Origin of the sequence: Halomonas eurihalina (assembly GCF_008274785.1) — a bacterium.
GTDB lineage: Bacteria > Pseudomonadota > Gammaproteobacteria > Pseudomonadales > Halomonadaceae > Halomonas > Halomonas eurihalina.
Map to the genome: position 1 here is coordinate 116,264 of NZ_VTPU01000004.1, position 17,907 is coordinate 134,170.

A 17,907-nucleotide genomic window follows, 5' to 3' on the forward strand; every position below is an offset into this window, starting at 1 on the left:
TGATCAGAGAGCCGCCAACCAAGGCGGCCGGCTAACAATACGCAAGGGAGGCTCTACCATGGAGCTGAAGGAAAAACTTTCTGGAATCGCTCGCCGCGGGCAAGAGCAAGCTGGCCACATCAATAATGAGGAGGCGACCAAGACGGCGCTAGTGCTGCCATTCATTGGGGCTCTAGGGTACGACCCTTTCGACACACGAGAGGTGGTTCCCGAGTTTACCGCCGATGTTGGTACCAAGAAGGGAGAAAAGGTTGATTTTGCGATAAGGACTGATGGGGCGCTCTCAATTTTGGTCGAGTGCAAGCCTATAGGTACAGATTTGTCGAACGTTCAGTACAGCCAGCTGTATAGATATTTTGCTTGTACTGATGCAAAATTTGCCATTCTGACGAATGGTTTTGAGTACCGATTTTATTCAGACCTGGATTCCGAAAATAAACTAGACAATCGCCCTTTTTTTACGTTCAATCTTGATGAGTTAAGCGATCAAGATATCGATGAGCTTAAGAAATTTTCTAAGCCGAATTTCGACATAGACTCTATTCTTGGTACAGCGAATCGCCTGAAGTACACGAATCTGGCTAAACAGGCTATAGATTCAGTCTTCCATGAGGCACCCGAAGAATTTATAAAATTTATAGTCAGTCAGATATACGATGGTAGACAGACGCGCCAAGTGATTGAGGAATTTACGCCCATAATCAAGGATGCCTGTAGGCTATATATCCAAGAACAAGTAGCTCTGAGATTGCAAGGCGCTCTCGTCAGGAACGCTGGTGCCGATGCATCACATGTCGAAGACGAGCCATCAGAAGACGAGCCGGATGAAAATGATGACGGCATTGTCACTACTCAGGAAGAGATCGACGCTTACAATATCGTTAGATCTATCCTCGCCGAAGATGTAGACATCAGTCGTATTGCTATGAGGGATGCGAAGTCATATTGCGCAATACTGTTAGATGATAACAACCGAAAGCCGATTTGCCGCCTGCATTTCAACTCAAAAAGCGTCAAGCGCGTTGGGTTCTTCACTGAGAAAGACGAAGATAGAGTTGAGGTGAAAGGGGTGGCTGATATATTCCAGTATCGCGACAGGTTGAAGACGACCCTGAGTGAATATCAGGATTGAGACGAGAGGTATGAAGAAACGGGAAACAGCGATGGTAGCCGGGCTGGTGGTGGCGCTGGCGAGTTCCAGATGACCCTGGCACTCGACGCCGCCTGACTTCACCTCGCCTTGCTGCCCCGCTATGCTGGCGGGAACCGATGACGCAGAGAGGTCGGCTACGTGCAGGACGACGCCCTCAAGGTTCGCGGACAGCCAGTTCATACCCTATTCGCCAAGCACAAGAACGATCTTGATGTGATGCTTGCCTGCTGTGATGCGATAGAGGCGAACTGCCGGAAGCATGGCTGCCGCGTCTTCCCGGTGCCTGCTTATTTCGAGCGGGGCGCGATACGCTCCAGAAAGCTCAAGGACTACGAGACAGAGGTCTCGATCCTGCGTCGCTGGGTGGTGCTTGAGGATGCGTATCTCTCGCAGGCTGGCAAGCGGCCTTCCGGCAACACGAAGCTGCGCGAGCGTCTGAAGAAGGCGGAGAGAATAAAAGGAGGCTGTGCGTGAACGATATTTTGCATACTGTTAGCGGCATACCAGGGCATCCGCTGCTGTGGCTAGCGGTTTTGGTGGCTGGCTATTTCCTGCCTTTGATAATTGCCGCGTGGCGAAATATGCCCAATGCAGTAGCTATTAGTGTGCTGAATGTAGTCGCTGGCTGGACATTTGTCGGGTGGGTAGTTGCCTTGGTGTGGTCGTGCCTAGATAAGCCTGATAGTAGATAGAATCTTTTCCGAATTGAGCAGCCATAGCCCCGCCTTTGAGCGGGGCTTTTTATTGCCCGGAGGCAGTATGTCAGAGTCAGTCGGCTCCATTTACTACACGGTCGATGCCCATACCCGGGGGTTGCTGGAGGCCGAACGAGACATCAATCGCAGCACGCAACGAATGGGGCGAGACTTCGAACACGTAGATGAGCGCTCCTCGCGTGCATCTAAGTCCATGAGCCGGCTGACCCCCATCGCTGGAGCCGTGAAGGCGGCGGCGGTCGGTGGCGCGGTGGCGCTCAGTGGATTCTCGGCTGCCCTTCTGGTGGTTGCTCGGTCGGCTGCTACTGCTGCGCGCGAATTGGAGAACCAGGCACGGCTTGCCGGTGTGTCAGTCGAGGCTTTTCAGCAGTTGGCCTATGCCTCCAAGAGCGTGGGTGTCGAGCAAGGCAAACTCGCCGACATCTTCAAGGACACCCAGGATAAGATCGGCGACTTCCTGGCGACGGGTGGCGGTGAGCTGAAGGACTACTTCGAGAACATCGCGCCGTTGGTCGGCCAGTCTGCGGATGAGTTCCGTGAGCTGTCCGGCCCTCAAGCATTGATCAAGCTTCAGAAGGGCCTCGATGCCGCTAATCTTTCGATGGAGCAGCAGGTCTTCTACCTCGAGTCGGTGGCGGATGAAGCATCATTGCTCCAACCGCTCCTCAGGAACAATGCCGAAGGCCTCCGGCAGATGGCCAAGGAAGCTCGTGACCTGAATGCCGTCCTATCGCAGTCGGAGGTGGACCGCCTGAGCGAGCTGGCTCAGGGGTTCGACCAACTGGCCCAGCAGATCCGCACCGAAACGTCCCGGGCCATTCTGCAGTTTGATGATCTGATCAAGGGTGCACTCGAGAGTGCCAGCGAGGGCCTAACGGCTCTGGCTCGTGGCTTCAACGTCTTCATGGATTCATTCCGCGAGGATGCGGCCAAGCGATCGATCGCTGGCATCAACGCTGAGCTGGATGAGGTCTTCGATAACAAGCGCCGCCTCGAAAAGCGAATCGACATGTTCGGGGAGGAGTCGGCGCAAGGACAGCAGGCTGCCGGCGCGCTGCGTGAAGTAAAGGCTGAATACGACGCTCTGATAGACCGCAAAAAAGAACTGCAGACCACTGGCAGTGGGGTCACCGTGCCGGATGAGCTGAATCTGGAGCGGATAAAGCCTTCGGGCAGCCGGCTGCCAGGACTTGGCGGAGGTGGCGGAAGTGGTGACCCCGACGCCGCCAAGAAGGCTCGCAAGCGATTCGAGGCTCTGAAAAAGCAGCTCGAAACCGAGCGCGAGACCATCGAGCGTGAATATCGTGAACGGAACGCGCTGATCCGCCGGTTCACCGAAGAGGGCTCGAGGGAGCAAGTCAGGCTTCTAGAGCGGAGCTCTAAGGAACGCCGCGAGGCGCTACAGGGCATCTCCGAGGAATACCAAGGCCTGATCGACGAGCTATATCCGGTTCGTGCGGCCCAGCGTACATTCCGGGAAGAGATGGAGCGCCTGGAGCTGGCCCAACAGATAGGGATGATCGACGATCTCACGGATGCCCAGCGGCGCCTGCGCGAGTCTATGCGCAGCGACGAGAGCTGGCAGGACGCCTACGGGTTCAGCCCTGACGATACCAAGCAGCTCGACAAGGCCAATGATGCCGCCCGCGAGCTCGGCATGACGTTTTCGTCGGCATTCGAGGACGCGATTGTCGAAGGTAAGGGCTTCCGAGAGGTGCTCCAGGGCATCGCCGAGGATGTCCAGCGCCTCATGATCCGTAAGAGCATCACGGAGCCGGCAGCCGACGCCCTGGGCAGTATTGACTGGGGCGGCATGGTGGGCAATTTCGCCGGCAGCCTCTTCGGTGGAGGCGGCGCCACGGTCAATACATCCGGCGTCCAGGCCATGGGGTATAACACCGGCAGCTTTGCCGATGGTGGTTATACCGGCGCCGGGGGCAAGCATGACATTGCCGGCGTTGTGCACCGTGGCGAGTACGTCATGCCCAAGGACGTGGTTGAGCAGCCAGGCATGCTCCCTATGCTCGAGAAGTTGAAGAGCACGCGCGGGTACCTCAAAGGCGGCTTAGTAGGTGGTGGATCATCATCAGTACCCGCTGGCTCAAGCGTCGTCGTCAATGTCCATACAGATAGCGGATCGCAAGTCACCCGGCAGGAATCCCAAGGCCAGAGCGGCACCCGGCAGATCGATCTCTACATCGAGCGCAAGGTCGAGGGAACCGTCAATCGCATGTTCGATAGCGGTCAAATGGACCGCCGTATGCGCCGTTTTGGCGCGCGCCGCCAATCCACCTGATAAGGAGCCGTCATGCCCACATGGCCCGCATCGCTGCCACAGCACCCCTTGATCAAGGAATACGCGGAGACGCCACAGAGCAACGTCATCCGGTCACCAATGGATGTAGGTCCAGCGAAGACTCGCCGCCGCTCCACGGCCACGACCACGGAAGCCGAAGTCGTGTACCTCCTGACAAGTGGTCAGCGGCAGACATTTCTGGACTGGCTCAATAACGACATAGCCGGCGGCGCGCTGCCGTTTGAGTGGCCGCGGCCTCGAGCCGGCGTTGAGTCAGTCCTGATCAAGGGCGACCCGCCGTACAACATGGAACCTGCCGGCCAGAAATGGCGCCTCTCCATGACCCTCGAGATCCAGCCGTAAGGCGCGAATCACTCATCGCGCAGTGACGACAGTGCTATCTCCAGTGCCTCGGCATACTCGTTATTCGCCACAGCTCTGGCTGCACTTTCCTCAAGATACTGCTGTGCTGCTGATTCGGTCTCAAACGTCTGGAATTCGGATAGGGACTGGATCAATTGAGGGGTCAAAGTATCCAGTTGGGGACGGATGTCATTGGCCAGGTTCGGTGGATTGCCGAAAGGTGGTTGCGATTCCTTCTGCCACTGCTGATGCAACTGCTTCTGGACCGCCTTGCTAGCATCGAACTGGTCCTGGAAGAAGGCGCGCGCCAATTGGTGGTCAACTCCCTGATGCTGCGCCTCTTCCACCACTTGTTTCAGAATCTGTGCCTCACGCTCTGGCACGTTGATCGGTGCCTCGGAGTTCCATTTGGCCATGGCCACATCGGGAGCAATGGACAGACGTTGCTCTACCTGTGCAATCAGTCCATCTACCGTCTCCTGGGCTTCATCGGAGGCTTGCTGATCCGCCGCCACAACGAAGCCGCTGATAAGCAGGCCTGCTGTAATCCAGCCCAGGTGGCGAAGCCCCAGGCGTCCGGTTCCCAGTAAAGCTCGATTCATGACTTGTCTTCCTTGTGGTCTTCGGGATGTTTCAAGTGCCCAGTCCGAACCGATCATCTGCCATCACTGTTCTCCCTGCAACCAGATGCCCCGATCTGAATACCCATCCATGCCCCGCCTCGAGCGGGGCTTCTTGTTTCTGGAGCCCCTATGTCAATCCGCCAGATCAGCGCCGAGGGGCTGCGTGACATGTTCGCGCAGAACACCGATGCGGCGGTTTTCGCTCTGTTGACGTTCACGCACCCCAGTCTGTCGACGCCGGAGCGAATCGCGAACAACACCGAGGCCATCACCTACGACGGCCATGAGTACATGGGATTCCCGTTCAAGTTCACGCCCCCAGCGGAGGACGAGGAGCGCGAGGCCGTGGCCACGGCGAGGGTGAGCAACGTGGATCGTCGCCTGGCCGAGGTACTGCGGCAGATCCAGGGCCTGGCCGGCGTCGACATTCAGGTCGTTCGTTGGAAACAGGGTGCCGTCACTCGCGAGATGCACATCCCGGGCATGTACCTGATGAGCGCTGACATCGACACCGAGACGGCGTCACTCCAGATCAGCCACGCCTTCGACATCCTCAACGAGCCGGCGACCCAGGACATTCTCAATCCCGGCACTGCACCCGGCCTGTTCCGATGATCGACGTCACCGAGTACATCGGCCTGCCGTTCGAGTCGGGTGGCCGAGGGCCGCGCTATGACTGCTGGGGCATCATCCGGCGCGTCTACGCCGACCACCTCGACATCGAACTGCCCCTGCACACCGGCTACGCCGACACGCTGACCGACGACACGTCCCGGCTGATGGTCGCCGCCCGCTCCGAGTGGCGCGAGGTCACCGACCCCGAGCCATGGGACGTGGTGATGTTCAACGTCGACGGCAAGCCCAACCACATCGGCCTCGTCATCGCCCCCGGCCTGATGCTGCACACCACGCGGCACAAAGACGCCTGTATCGAGAGTTTCTCGGCCCCGCAGTGGCGGGATCGATTGGAAGGAATATATCGCTATGACCACGATTGTCGCCCGCCCGAGCCCGGTTCGCTCTGACCTCTACACCGCCGAGATTCCCGATGGCACCAGTCTGTCTGCTGTCCTCGGTGAGGCGCCGGAGAGCGTGCGGGCACAGATCGATAGTGAGGTCATTCCACGCGAGTGCTGGGCCGACCCGCTGCCCGCCGATGCACAGGTGCTGATCACTGGCACGCCCGAGGATGATGGTATTGGCCGTGCCATCGCGATGATTGCGGTTGCCGTAGCGTCCGCCTACACCGGCGGCGCTGCTGCGGCTGCAATGGGGTTCACCAAAGGAACGGCGGCATTTGCTGCAGCGTCAGCGGCGACATCTGCGGCGGTTACCGTGGCTGGCACTCTGGCCGTTAATGCTCTGATCCCGCCGGAGATGCCGAGCGAGAAGTCCCCGACATCCCCCAACGTCCGTAACTCCATCACCGGCACGCGCAACCAGATCGACAAATACGGCGTCGTGCCGCGCGTCTACGGCAACCCGCGCTGGTATCCGAAACTGGCGGCCAATCCGGTGACCGAGATCGCCGGTAATGACCAGTACCTGCGCATGCTGCTGGTGCTGGGCTATGGGCCGCTGGAGGTGGCGGGCCACCGGGTGGGCGACGGCTACAGCGTGCTCAAGGATGTCGACGTCGGTGATGCCATCACCATCGGCGAGACCAACCTGGGCGATTACGAGGACGTTGAGTGGGAGATCGGCATGCCCGATCAGCTTACGCTGATGACGCCCGACATCGCCGAGGAGCAGGTCGGCGTCGCGCTGAATGCTCAGGGTGAGCCCCAGGCCGACACTTGGGTGTCGGATGGCAATAGTGCCACCCGCACCACGGGCCCGGGCGCCAAAGAGATCAGTATCGATCTGGTGTTTCCCCAGGGCTTCTTCTGCATCAACGACAACGGCACCCGCTCGGGGCTCGACGTCGAGTTTCGCATCGAGTATCGCGAAGCGGGCACCAGTGCGTGGACGGTGCAGGACGACGCTTGGCGGATCGGTGGCGACCAGGGCACCAAAGACACCTATCGGCTGAACCGTCGCTGGAGCGTGCCCAAGGGCCAGTACGACGTGCGTGTGACCCGCGTGCGTTCCCGCCATGGCGGCGTCCAGGCGATCTACACCGACTGCCAGTGGTCCGTGCTGCGTTCTGTCCAGGATGGCCCGGCCTATACCGGCAACCATGTGCTGATGGGCCTGCGCATCCGCGCCACGGACCAGCTCAACGGCGTGATCGATCAACTGCGCATCCGCACTCAAGCCGTGCTGCGCGTGTGGGATGGGTCTGCCTGGGTGATGCAGGCCACCAACAACCCCGGTTGGGCCTACATCGATGCGATGACCGGGCAGCAGGTCGGCAACCCTATTGGCGATGATCGTCTGCACCTCGAGGACATCGTCAACTGGGCCGCGTTCTGCGACAACCAGGGCCTCGAGTATCACCACGTGCACGACGGCGACGAGACCGTGCTCGACCGCGCGCGCTCGATTGCCGCCGGCGGACAGGGCAGCTTCGCGTTCCGCGATGTCGGCTTCAGTATCGTGTTCGACGACCCCAACACGCCCGTCGTGCAGGCGATCACCCCGCGCAACGCCAGCGGGCTCAGCTCGAGCATCCAGTACAAGGACCTGCCCCACGGCATCCGCGTCAAGTACGTGGACCCGGACACCTGGTCCGACGCCGAGCGCATCGTCTACCGCGATGGCTACGACGAGACCAACGCCACCCGTTTCGAGGACTTCCAACTCCAAGGCGTGGCCAGCGCCGACCAGGCCTGGCACCACGGCAACTACCACCTGCGCCAGGCCATCCTGCGCCCGGAGACGTTCCGCGCATCGATGGACTGGGAGCACCTGGCCCTCGTGCGCGGCAACCGCGCCTTGTATCAGTTCGACGCCATCCTCGTGGGCCTCGGCAGTGCCCGGGTGAAATCCGTCAGCGGCAACACCATCACGCTCGACGAGCGCCTGGAGTACACCGAGCAGCGCGCCTACGGCGTTTCCGTGCGCGGGGTCGACGACGGCCAAGGCGCGCCGGCGCTGATGGCCAGCCAGGTCACCGGCGACACCATCGGCGAGACCGACACCTTCACGCTGGTCGAGCCGCTCGACGTCGCGGTGGGCGACCTGGTGGTCTACGGCGAGATGGGCAAAGAGTCCATCGACGCCAAGGTCACCCGAATCGAGCGCGGCCCCGACTTCACGGCTGACCTCACCTTCGTGCACGCCGCACCGGACATCTACGACTACAGCTCCGCGCCGGTCTTTGATCCGGGCATCACCAACCCGATTCCGCCGGACCGCGTGCGTCCGCCGATCCCGCAGATCACGTCAGTGCGCGGCGACGAGACAGCGGCCCAGCAGCGCCAGGATGGCTCGTTCACCACGCTTATTCGCGTGGCGTATGCGTTCAACACTCAGGTCGGGCTGCCCAATCTCCAAGTCGAGGCGCGTTATCGCGTCGTGGGCAGTGGTGAGTGGGAGCACGCCGGGCCGTTCACGGCGTCCGGCAACCTGACGATCCGCGATGTCGATGAAGAACTGGACTACGAGATCCAGTTGCGGGCGCTCAATGGCTCCATGGCGTCCGTGTGGTCGCAGACCGCGACGCTGACGGTCACCGGCCAGGCCGTGCAGGTGCCACAGTCCATCGAGGTGCAGCGCGGCACGTTCTCGCTGACCTTGATCCCCAAAGGGCTGTACAGCGGCGCACAGTACGAGTTCTTCCGCTCGTCTGCGCCGCTCGCCCTGGGCGACGTCGAGACAAGCGCCCAGCACTTGAGCGTGGGTGCCGTGCTGGTCGATACCGACCTGATGCCGGACACCACCTATTACTACTACGTCCGGCAATGGACGGTGTCCCGGGTATCCGCGTTCGCCGCTGTCGAGGCGACAACGCGCAACGATCCGGCTGCCGTGATCAGCAACATCTCGGGCGAGATCAAGCAGGGTGACCTCTACCCGGCGCTCTCCGACGAAATCGACAAGATCGGCGCCAACGCCGGCGCTATCGCTGGCATCCAGGACGACCTGGACCAGACCCAGCAGCACCTCAGCGATGAAGCAGCACGGCTCGACGACCGCGTCGATGGAGTCCAGTCGAGCCTCGATCAGACCCAGCAAGAGTTGGATAGTGAGACAGCCCGCCTGGATGACCGGGTCAACACCGTCCAGGGCGACCTGGCTGACGAGTCGGCCCGGCTCGATGGCCGGGTGAGCAGTGTCCAGAACTCCCTGGAAACTACCCGCAACAACCTCGAGGCGGCCGATGCCGACCTCGATCAGCGGCTCGGTGAGGCGGAGACCGCTATCGTCGAGGAGGCCGAAGTTCGTCGGACCGAAGACGAGTTCACCGCGTCTCGTCTCGAAGGGCTCCAGGACACCGCCAATGACCACGAACTGCGTATCGGCTCCCTCCAGCGAGTGCAGCAGGAGGGTGATCAGCTCGACGCCATCATCTATGAAGCGCTGAATGCTGAGACAGCGAACCGCCGGGCGAGCATCCGCACCGAGGAGCGGATTCGCATTGATGGCGATAGTGCTCTGGCCATGCGTGCGGACTCCCTCGAGGCCAGTGTCGGCGACCTAGATGCAGCGATCACCACCGAGCAACAGGCCCGGGCCGACGAGGACAGCGCTCTGGCGTCGCAGATCGGTGAGCTGAGCGCCAAGGTGGACGCCCTGCCGCAGTTCGCCAGCGGCTTCGAGAGTGGCAGTGACTACGATCAGTGGACGGCAGCCGGCGGCTCCACACTGACGGCCGAGACAGACAGCGTCTACGCCGGGCTGCAATCCGGCCTGATCACCTCGACGGACGCCTCTCCCAACCCTTGGGGCACAGACAATGCCGTCTATGTGCGCATACCCGCCGGAGTGACCGAGGCGTTCGAGGGTTTCGAGATTACGATCAGCATCGCAGCAAGACAGCCCGATACCAATGCGGCTGCCGAGATCGCTGTCGCCTACTCGACCGACGGGGCTGGCAATTCCGGCTGGCAACATTTCACGCCGGACTCGACGTGGAGCGTTTTCGAGTTCAGCTACACCGTGCCGGAAGGCGCGAGTGGGTCGCGTGACATCCTGCGCATTTGGGCTGACACGTCCGGCTCAGGTCTCGGTGTGATCATCGATGGCGTGCGCGTCAAGCGTGTGGCCGGCGAGGTGCAGGAGATCACCGCTGCGCTCGAGCAGGAACAGCAGGCCCGGATCGATGGCGATGACGCGCTGGCTAGTGACCTGTCCGCCCTGACGACCCGTGTCGGCGATAACGAGAGCGGCCTGACGGCCGAGCAGCAGGCCCGGGCGGATGCCGACTCAGCCATGGCTTCGGACATCCAGGACATGGGTGCTCGAGTCGGTGATGTCGAATCCGGCCTCACAACCGAGCAGCAGGTCAGGGCAGATGCGGATAGCGCCCTGGCCAGCCGGGCATCGTCCCTCGAATCGCGCACCGATGATGTCGAGGCGGGGCTGACGAGCGAGGAGCAGGCGCGCACCAATGCCGATGAGGCCCTGGGTTCCCGGCTGACCGCTGTCGAGGTCACCAGCGGGGACAACACGGCAGCGATCACCGGAGAAGCCGAGGCGCGCGCGACCGAAGATGAGGCCCAGGCTCGCACGCTGGAGAAGGTTTCGTTGACCAGTCAGCAGCAGTCCGCCGCGATTGCCGCACTCCAGCGCCTCCAGCAGGAGGGCGAGGCCATCGAGGCCATTCAGTTCGAGTCGATCAACGTCGAGACGGCCAATCGTCGGGCGTCGATTCGGACCGAGGAGCGTGTGCGCACCGACGAGGATAGTGCCCTCGCCGTCCGGGCCGATCAGCTCGAGGCCAGCATTGGCGACAATTCAGCGGCGATCACTGCCGAGCAGCAGGCTCGAGTAGACGGTGATAACGCCCTGGCCTCGGATCTCTCCAGCCTGGACACCCGAGTTGGGGATGCCGAGTCATCGCTGACGCAGGAACAGCAGGCCCGGATCGATGGGGACCAGGCGCTCGCGTCTGATGTCTCCAGTCTCGACAGCCGCATAGGCAGTGCTGAATCGGCGATCACTGCCGAGCAGCAGGCGCGCATCGATGGTGACAGCACCCTCGCCAGCCGGGCCAGCTCGCTGGAAACCCGGATGGGTGATGCAGAGACGAGCATCACCGAGGAAGAACAGGCACGCATTGACGGCGATGATGCGCTCGCGAGCCGGGCATCGAGCCTCGAGACGCGCATGGGGAGCGCGGAAACCTCTATCACCGAGGAACAGCAAGCGCGCACCGACGGCGACGAGGCCCTGGCGACTGACATCTCCGGGCTGCAGGCGCGGGTCGGTGATACCGAGTCGGCGATTCAGGCTGAGGAACAGGCCCGTGCAGACGGTGATGAGGCCCAGGCTACGCGTACTGATACGGTCATCGCCCGGATTGGTCGCATGCCGACCTGGGCCTCCTCGTTCGAGCCTGGCGACGACAAGGATCGCTGGTCGGCTGGCACCGATACAAGCATCCTCGACGCCGCCGTCACGCCGAAGGCAGGCACGAACTGCGTGCGCATCCATTCTAGCCGGGCCAGCGCCGATCCCTGGAACGGGAGTCATGCCGCCTCCGCTGCCATCCCCGAGGACACGGCGATGGCGTTTGCTGGCAAGCGCATTCGCGTGACGATCTTCGCCCAGCGCTACGACTCGAACCCAGCTCCCCAGTTTGCGCTGTCCTACTCGACCAACAGCGCCGGCAACTCGGGCTGGCATCATTTCGAGGTTGCTGTGTCGGGCGAGTGGCGCCGGTTCTCGTTCATCTACGATGTTCCGGAGGCGGCCACCGGCAATGCGCAGATCCTTGTCTGGGGTGACTCAAGCGGCAGCACCGAAGGCCGGGCGACAATCGTCGACGCGCTGTCCATCGAGGCGGTGGCCAACGCCGAGGACATGCCGGAGATCGCCGAGAATCAGGCAGCGATACAGCAGGAGCAGCAGACGCGCATTGATGGTGACGAGGCACTGGGCCAACAGATCAGCACGGTCCAGGCCCAGCTCGGCGAGGACATCGCGAGCGTTGAGCAGACGGCTCAGGCGAACATCGATGCCCAGGCGGACCGCATCAATGCGATGTGGACGCTTCGCCTTGACGTCAATGGCCGGGTGACGAGTGTCGGGCTGGCGAACGATGGCGAGGAGACAGAATTCGGCATCATCGCGGACCGAATGTTTATCGCCGACCCTGACGACCCGGCCAGCGCCGATGTGCCGTTCATCTTCGATAACGGCCGCCTGCTGCTGAAAGAAGCCCTGATTGATCAGTTGACGTTTGGCAAGCTGACCGACGGTTCAGGCAACTTTATCGTCGACAGCAATGGCCGGATCAAGGGCGAGTATCTGGTGGTTGATGCGGCGGAGTCGTCAAATTACCAGGCTGGTCAGTCAGGATGGAAGCTCGGGAAAGACGGCAGTGCCGAGCTGAACAAAGTCAACGTCCGAGGGAATATCGATGTCCGTGGGCTGACGGTTTATAACTCGGCTCCCTCCTTCGTTATCACCGACTCGTACAGTGGTAACAATACCATTCACTATATATGGGGCCAGTCTACAACTGACGCCAATGCCCCATTGGTCGATTGGAGAAGTGAGCCTGAAGGGATTAGATATTGGGCGACGGATCCGTACAGTGGCACGGATGCTCTAACATTCACCAATTTGATTGATAGAACTTATGCAGTGAATGCAAGGGGGGCATCATCATCAGCGTATATAAACCTTGATGTTGATCTTCAATACTATATAAGAGCATTTTTAGATGACTCTGATAGGTCAACAGCCAGGGTAGAGTTTGATGGAGAACTCTTGGTGTATGACGGAAGCGATCTCGTCAGAAAATCAGTTATTATCCACGGAGAAGATAGTTCACGAAATTTTAGGACAGAAGCTGTTGCAACAGAGGGTGTAAACACCTCGACCACAGTAGCGATAAAGCTAAAAGAAACTGATGGAGACCTTCGTGTTGTGTTTCGGCTGCGTGGGTATTGCTACACGCAGCGATATGCCGATGGCCACAACGCCACGTTCATCTTTGAATCACGACGCTGTGAAATGGATGCCCTGATTTCACGAATCTAATCGACTTACCAAGCCGCCCTCGAGGCGGCTTTTTTATGGGAGGCCCCATGACGGATGCCGATGCCATCACGCTGCTGCAAGACCTCTCTGCCGAGGCGCAGGCCGAGCAGGACGCGCTCGCCGGAGCACGCAGCGACTTCGACGACGCCAAGCAGGCGCTCAACAACTCAATGACGGCGGTATCCGGGCGCCTGGCGTCAATGGACCGCCACGTCCGCTACGCCATCGACTTTTTCGGAGTGTAATCCATGGCAGAACTTGACCCCGCTTTGCAGGATGAGATCAGCAATCTGCAAACACGACACACGGCTCTTGTCGACGCGGTGCGCAACTACTCCGGCGGCAGCATCGCGCAGGCGACCAACGACCTGCTGGCCGCCCAGGCGCAGACCGAGAGCACGATTGATGAGCGCGAGACGGCGCTGCTCGGGTTGATCCAGCAGCAGACCGACAAGCCGGTGCCATCGCTGATGCTCGATTTCCTGGAGCGGATCTACATGCGGGGTGCTCGTCGCCTCGAGCACGGCATCGACCCGTATAGCATTCTTTCCGTCAACCGTGGGTCTACTAAGTGGGTGTGGGGATCACAGGGAAAGCTCGAGGAGATCCCAGCCGACACCATAGCCTATGAATACAGCCCCACCACTGGAGAGCCATTAGGTCACCTCAACGAGCCGGTGTCTACTAATGAAATACCTGAGTGCAACAACTGGGGTGTCAACACTAATGAGGTTGACCGACCTGGTGGCGCAGATGCCTTTCCCGGAGGTAAGAGTGGCACGACCGCAGATAGAATCGTACCCACTTCAGTGTCTGATAACCACTTCGTACGCCAGCCTAACAACCCTGACAACACTGATGCTGACATCTCATATTACTTTCACTTCAAGCCACAGGGTTACGAACAGGTCCAGATCAGGGTTAATGGATTCGGCGGATCAGTTGGGGCTACATTCCACGCCGGGTCTGAGACGGTCACTTGGATGGCCCCTGACACGACTTATGTCAGGATAGTGCCTCTTCCTGATGGGTGGTATCGGTGCGAAGTTGCGGGAACGGTGGTTACCGGAGGAAATGGCTCCTTCGTCCACATCTTCATTATGGACGGTAACGATAATAAGTCTTTCGCCGGCGACGGCACTAGCGGCATCGATGTTTATTGGGGGCAGCTTGAGATTCGGAACGCTCCTACGTCGCCGATCTGGACAAATGGTTCTACAGAAACACGGCAGTCCGACAATATCCAAGTTGTCGCTGATGGTTGGCAGAACCGTCGCCAAGCCTCTCTTCACGTTGAAATGTCTGTCAAAGAGGGCGGTGAGAAAGAAGATAATGTCGCCACGCTTGGTGCCGGCCGAGGCAATGAGCGCATGGTGTTGTCGAAAGAAGGCCAGATGTATGTGACGACCCCCGAGGGAAGTAATTTCAATGGAAATTCTTACGACCTGAACTTTCATCCAGAATTTACCAGATACGCCGTAAGTTACGAAGAAGCCGGGTCAATGCATATGACTATCGACAATGGAGCCAACTCTCGCTCTCCCGGCGCGATGAACGGTAAACATTTGGACGTTACGCGCATGACTCTAGGAACGCAGCACACGAGCGCCACCGATGTGATCAATGGCTATATCCGACGGGTGCATTACTACCCGTTCATGATGGACCTGGCTGATCTGGAGGCCCTGCAATGATCGACGCGATTCTCTATATCCCGGACTTCTCAGCTCTCCTCCAGGAACTCAAAATGTATCACCCCGAGTACCTCAAGCAGCGCACTGACACCGGTGAGGCCGTAGAACCACCGGAGATCGTCAATCTGGCCCACACGCCGCTGATCCGACAGGGTGACGCGGCTATGACCTATGTGCGGCTGCGCGAGCACCAGGTCGAAGCGTGGCGGGCTCTGTCCAGCGTCGAGATGCTGGCCAGGGCTGAGTACGTGGGCGAAGGCACAGCCGATGTGGTCTATGCCCAGGTGCTCGACGATCCTGAGCGCCTGGCCACGTACGACAGCGTCTACGACCGGACGCCGAGGGAGGTGCCGGACGGTGAGGGCGGCACGATTACGTGCACGCCCCCGGATCGGTTCGGGATCATTGCGGGAGCGTGATCAAAGAAAAAAGACGTGTGGCCGACCAGAGCGGCCGCTCTTCTTTCTAACGTGTAGGGTAGTGACCGTACATCCGTCTATACGATTCCGCTGAAATATGGTTGTCGGCTAAAATTCTTAATTTCTGTCGACTTACAACCTCGTCTTTGTGGTAAATAGGTTCTTCATCTAGGGTATCGAGGACCAACTCCTGTATGGCCAGAAAAAAATCATCTTTATCACCTACCCACTCCTTATTATCAAAATACTTCTCTCCGGATATGAAGACGCATTCTTGGTCATCTCCATTTTTATCGTAATCTTCATATTTATAAGCGTAAACCTCGAATAGTTCATTCGGAAAAAAATCGACTAGTTCTTCAGGAGGTTTTCCGATTAGGTAAAGACAGCCGGAGTTAGGTGTTGGCCTATACGCATCTTCAATGGTGAGGTTTATTACTCCAAAATTATATTCAAAGTTCATTTTAAACTCCTTTGGATAATAGTCGATGAGTTTCATCTGTCAGCGTAGGATTTCTATATTTTGACGGCAGTATGTAATTTGTTTGTGCTTTGTAAATAGCTTTATGTTTCCTTGGGCGTGTGAATGTAAATTATGCCGTGACTCATTTTTCAGATATGGGGCTAGGGAAGAAATTTAGGTTAGTGGTATGGTGTGCAGCCTGTAGCCTTGAGGTCGCGAAAGTGGTCTCGTACATACTGCACAACCTGCCAAGAGCGGACTATGCTTGCCATGTAGTAGCGCTCACAGCATGCGGCGCTGATCAACTCGTTGACATGATCGTCACCGCAGGACTGCGCGGTGACGATCCCCAGCAGTCTCTCCGAAAGATGTGCACTAATGGCCGATGAGATCGCGCAGGGGGTCGTGGTATACACTAACTCGATAATCTTTGTATCCGAGAATGTATCCGTCAGTTGCGGGATCCGACGTCAACCACGCCCCGATAAGCACGACTTCATGTGTGAGGTTTCTAAATTCCCCCATCCAAAAATGGAAATCTTTTGGGTTTTCCTTGGTCGGATTGCTGGCAGCCCAGTCACCCAGCGGGTTTTCAGAGCACGACCCAGTGCGCACAATCTTAACGGTGCGTCTTTCTTCACTCACTGTATAGACGGTAGCCTCACAATTTTCTTCATGCCCGGGAAGCACTGCGGGGCCTTCTTTGAGATCACCCATTCGGACGACCCTCCTCTCCTGTCGATTGATGGGCAGGCAGGAGATACTTTCGCCATGCCTGCCATTTTGTATTTGTAAAATACCACGGGGATCTCAAGCTTCCTTTGTGACGCTAGGAAAGTCTTGAGTCGCGAAATCGTTCAAGTGTTCGGTAAGTTTTTAAAGTTTTTGATTGTCAGTTGTAGAAAAATATTTATGTTAGCATGTTTGATCAAGGATTGTTGTCGTGGTGATAATCGCGATTGCCTGTTATAGGCAAGGATATTTAAACACCGTAGCTTTTAAGGTTCTATCTGGCAACATATGAATGTTTTAAATTGTATCAATGGGTTTCTTTGCTTTTCCTGAGGTAGGTCAATGAAAATGATGCCATGAATTTTTCGGTATTGGTCCGGTGAGGGCATTTAGGTTATCGGTATGGTGTGCAGTCTGTAGCTCCGGGGGCGTGATGGCGATTTCCTACATGACGGGCCGGACATGTCGCACAAGTAGCCCGCCAAGCGTGGACGATGCTGTAGCTCGGGTGACGCCCACAGTATGCGGCCCCAGGGACGAGGTCGCCGCCACGGATGATAGTCTCGTCACGGTGACCTCAGGCAGCTCCAGGCCAAGGATGGCCGCCCCTAATTAGGACCGCCTTACAACGCTTTTGCCATAAAGTGGGGTTGTGAGGCGGCTCCATGACTCACGTGTGTACTATTGCGGCGGTGCTGAGTAGTTGAGAAGAGAGGAGCGCTCACCCGCCCGTAGGTTGACGACGGTCAGGGGGCATGAGCACGGCCATGCTCTCTGGCTGGATCGGCGTGGCCGCGGAAGCGTGGTGGTTGGGTAAGTCTGGTTAACGCACATAGCATACCCAGATCATTATCAGATCGCTCTCCAAGCGACGCGCTTAATATTGTCTTTTGGGCCGGTTCTGATGTAGCGGGCCGGCCCAGTTATCGTATCAGTGCTGTGACTGGCAGGTAACGTGTCTTGATATTTATCAACTATCAATGTTCCGCGTAGGTGGTTGCTGCGTACTTCACGAAGTAACGCCACTTCAATATCGATTGGCGAACTTGTTATTGGGTAATAGTTAGACCCTTTTCGCACCTCATTCCACCCTTCTTTAAGTAGCTGACTGAATACTTCGTTAGCTTTCATGTGCGCTCCAGTTATGCGTTATGCGAAGGCGGTTCGGAGGTTTTGTTTTTGTGGTTCGTCGTTTTGTTGTAGCACTTCTGGTTTTTTCGGGATGTAGTGGGTTTGCTTCTTTAAGTCGTTCTGTTGTTGTCTTCCGCGTTGTGGTTGTGGTGGTTTCCTCGACTGCTAAATAGTTTTTATTTAATAATATCCGCCCCTGCTATGGGCAAGGGCGGTAAGCATT

At 58.4% G+C, this 17,907-nt stretch carries 15 protein-coding genes; 11 read left to right on the forward strand and 4 right to left on the reverse strand.

Annotation, left to right across the window (positions count from 1 at the left end; all coding sequences use genetic code 11):
• Positions 1-58: 58 nt before the first annotated feature.
• The 5 genes from FZZ93_RS05805 to FZZ93_RS05825 all read left to right on the forward strand — a co-directional run bounded on the left by FZZ93_RS05805 (position 59) and on the right by FZZ93_RS05825 (position 4,528).
• On the forward strand, positions 59-1,132 hold the full coding sequence (locus FZZ93_RS05805) for a type I restriction endonuclease (RefSeq protein ID WP_149321390.1): 1,074 nt from the start codon (positions 59-61) through the stop codon (positions 1,130-1,132).
• A 159-nt stretch (positions 1,133-1,291) separates the two neighbouring features.
• Positions 1,292-1,627, forward strand: coding sequence for a hypothetical protein (locus tag FZZ93_RS05810; RefSeq protein ID WP_149321391.1), 336 nt, complete (start codon positions 1,292-1,294; stop codon positions 1,625-1,627).
• 62 nt (positions 1,628-1,689) lie between these two features.
• Positions 1,690-1,845 (forward strand): superinfection immunity protein, encoded by a 156-nt coding sequence (locus FZZ93_RS18765; RefSeq protein ID WP_425460611.1) that lies wholly within the window; start codon positions 1,690-1,692, stop codon positions 1,843-1,845.
• A 67-nt stretch (positions 1,846-1,912) separates the two neighbouring features.
• Positions 1,913-4,165, forward strand: coding sequence for a phage tail tape measure family protein (locus tag FZZ93_RS05820; RefSeq protein ID WP_149321392.1), 2,253 nt, complete (start codon positions 1,913-1,915; stop codon positions 4,163-4,165).
• Positions 4,166-4,177: 12 nt separating this feature from the next.
• Entirely contained in the window at positions 4,178-4,528 is a 351-nt protein-coding gene (locus FZZ93_RS05825) for a hypothetical protein (protein ID WP_149321393.1), read from the forward strand.
• Between the two features lie 8 nt (positions 4,529-4,536).
• On the opposite strand, the gene aroQ is transcribed toward FZZ93_RS05825, so the two are convergent.
• The gene (gene aroQ, locus FZZ93_RS05830; protein WP_187774473.1) at positions 4,537-5,130 is read right to left on the reverse strand and encodes a gamma subclass chorismate mutase AroQ; all 594 of its coding nucleotides are present in this window, start codon (positions 5,128-5,130) and stop codon (positions 4,537-4,539) included.
• 150 nt (positions 5,131-5,280) lie between these two features.
• On the opposite strand from aroQ, the gene FZZ93_RS05835 reads away from it, so the two are divergent.
• The 6 genes from FZZ93_RS05835 to FZZ93_RS05860 are packed head-to-tail and all read left to right on the forward strand — an operon-like array spanning position 5,281 to position 15,358.
• Positions 5,281-5,766 (forward strand): DUF1833 family protein, encoded by a 486-nt coding sequence (locus FZZ93_RS05835; RefSeq protein WP_149321395.1) that lies wholly within the window; start codon positions 5,281-5,283, stop codon positions 5,764-5,766.
• Complete coding sequence (locus tag FZZ93_RS05840; protein ID WP_149321396.1) at positions 5,763-6,176, forward strand: C40 family peptidase; 414 nt, start codon at positions 5,763-5,765, stop codon at positions 6,174-6,176. The genes FZZ93_RS05835 and FZZ93_RS05840 overlap by 4 nt, the downstream gene beginning before the upstream one ends.
• The gene (locus FZZ93_RS05845) at positions 6,136-13,245 is read left to right on the forward strand and encodes a host specificity factor TipJ family phage tail protein (RefSeq protein WP_149321397.1); all 7,110 of its coding nucleotides are present in this window, start codon (positions 6,136-6,138) and stop codon (positions 13,243-13,245) included. Before FZZ93_RS05840 ends, FZZ93_RS05845 begins: the two co-directional genes overlap by 41 nt.
• Before the next feature lie 47 nt (positions 13,246-13,292).
• A complete protein-coding gene (locus FZZ93_RS05850) occupies positions 13,293-13,490 on the forward strand; it encodes a hypothetical protein (protein ID WP_149321398.1) in 198 nt (65 codons plus the stop codon).
• A gap of 3 nt (positions 13,491-13,493) precedes the next feature.
• Positions 13,494-14,939: a phage head spike fiber domain-containing protein gene (locus tag FZZ93_RS05855; protein ID WP_149321399.1), complete on the forward strand. Its 1,446-nt coding sequence runs from the start codon at positions 13,494-13,496 to the stop codon at positions 14,937-14,939.
• A complete protein-coding gene (locus FZZ93_RS05860; protein ID WP_149321400.1) occupies positions 14,936-15,358 on the forward strand; it encodes a hypothetical protein in 423 nt (140 codons plus the stop codon). The genes FZZ93_RS05855 and FZZ93_RS05860 overlap by 4 nt, the downstream gene beginning before the upstream one ends.
• Before the next feature lie 46 nt (positions 15,359-15,404).
• Here the strand turns inward: FZZ93_RS05860 and FZZ93_RS05865 are convergent, their stop codons facing one another.
• The 3 genes from FZZ93_RS05865 to FZZ93_RS05875 form a co-directional block, all read right to left on the reverse strand.
• Complete coding sequence (locus FZZ93_RS05865; protein WP_149321401.1) at positions 15,405-15,821, reverse strand: hypothetical protein; 417 nt, start codon at positions 15,819-15,821, stop codon at positions 15,405-15,407.
• Between the two features lie 375 nt (positions 15,822-16,196).
• Positions 16,197-16,538, reverse strand: a complete 342-nt coding sequence (locus tag FZZ93_RS05870; RefSeq protein ID WP_149321402.1) for a hypothetical protein — start codon at positions 16,536-16,538, stop codon at positions 16,197-16,199.
• An 867-nt stretch (positions 16,539-17,405) separates the two neighbouring features.
• The gene (locus tag FZZ93_RS05875; RefSeq protein WP_149321403.1) at positions 17,406-17,684 is read right to left on the reverse strand and encodes a hypothetical protein; all 279 of its coding nucleotides are present in this window, start codon (positions 17,682-17,684) and stop codon (positions 17,406-17,408) included.
• Positions 17,685-17,907 lie beyond the last annotated feature (223 nt).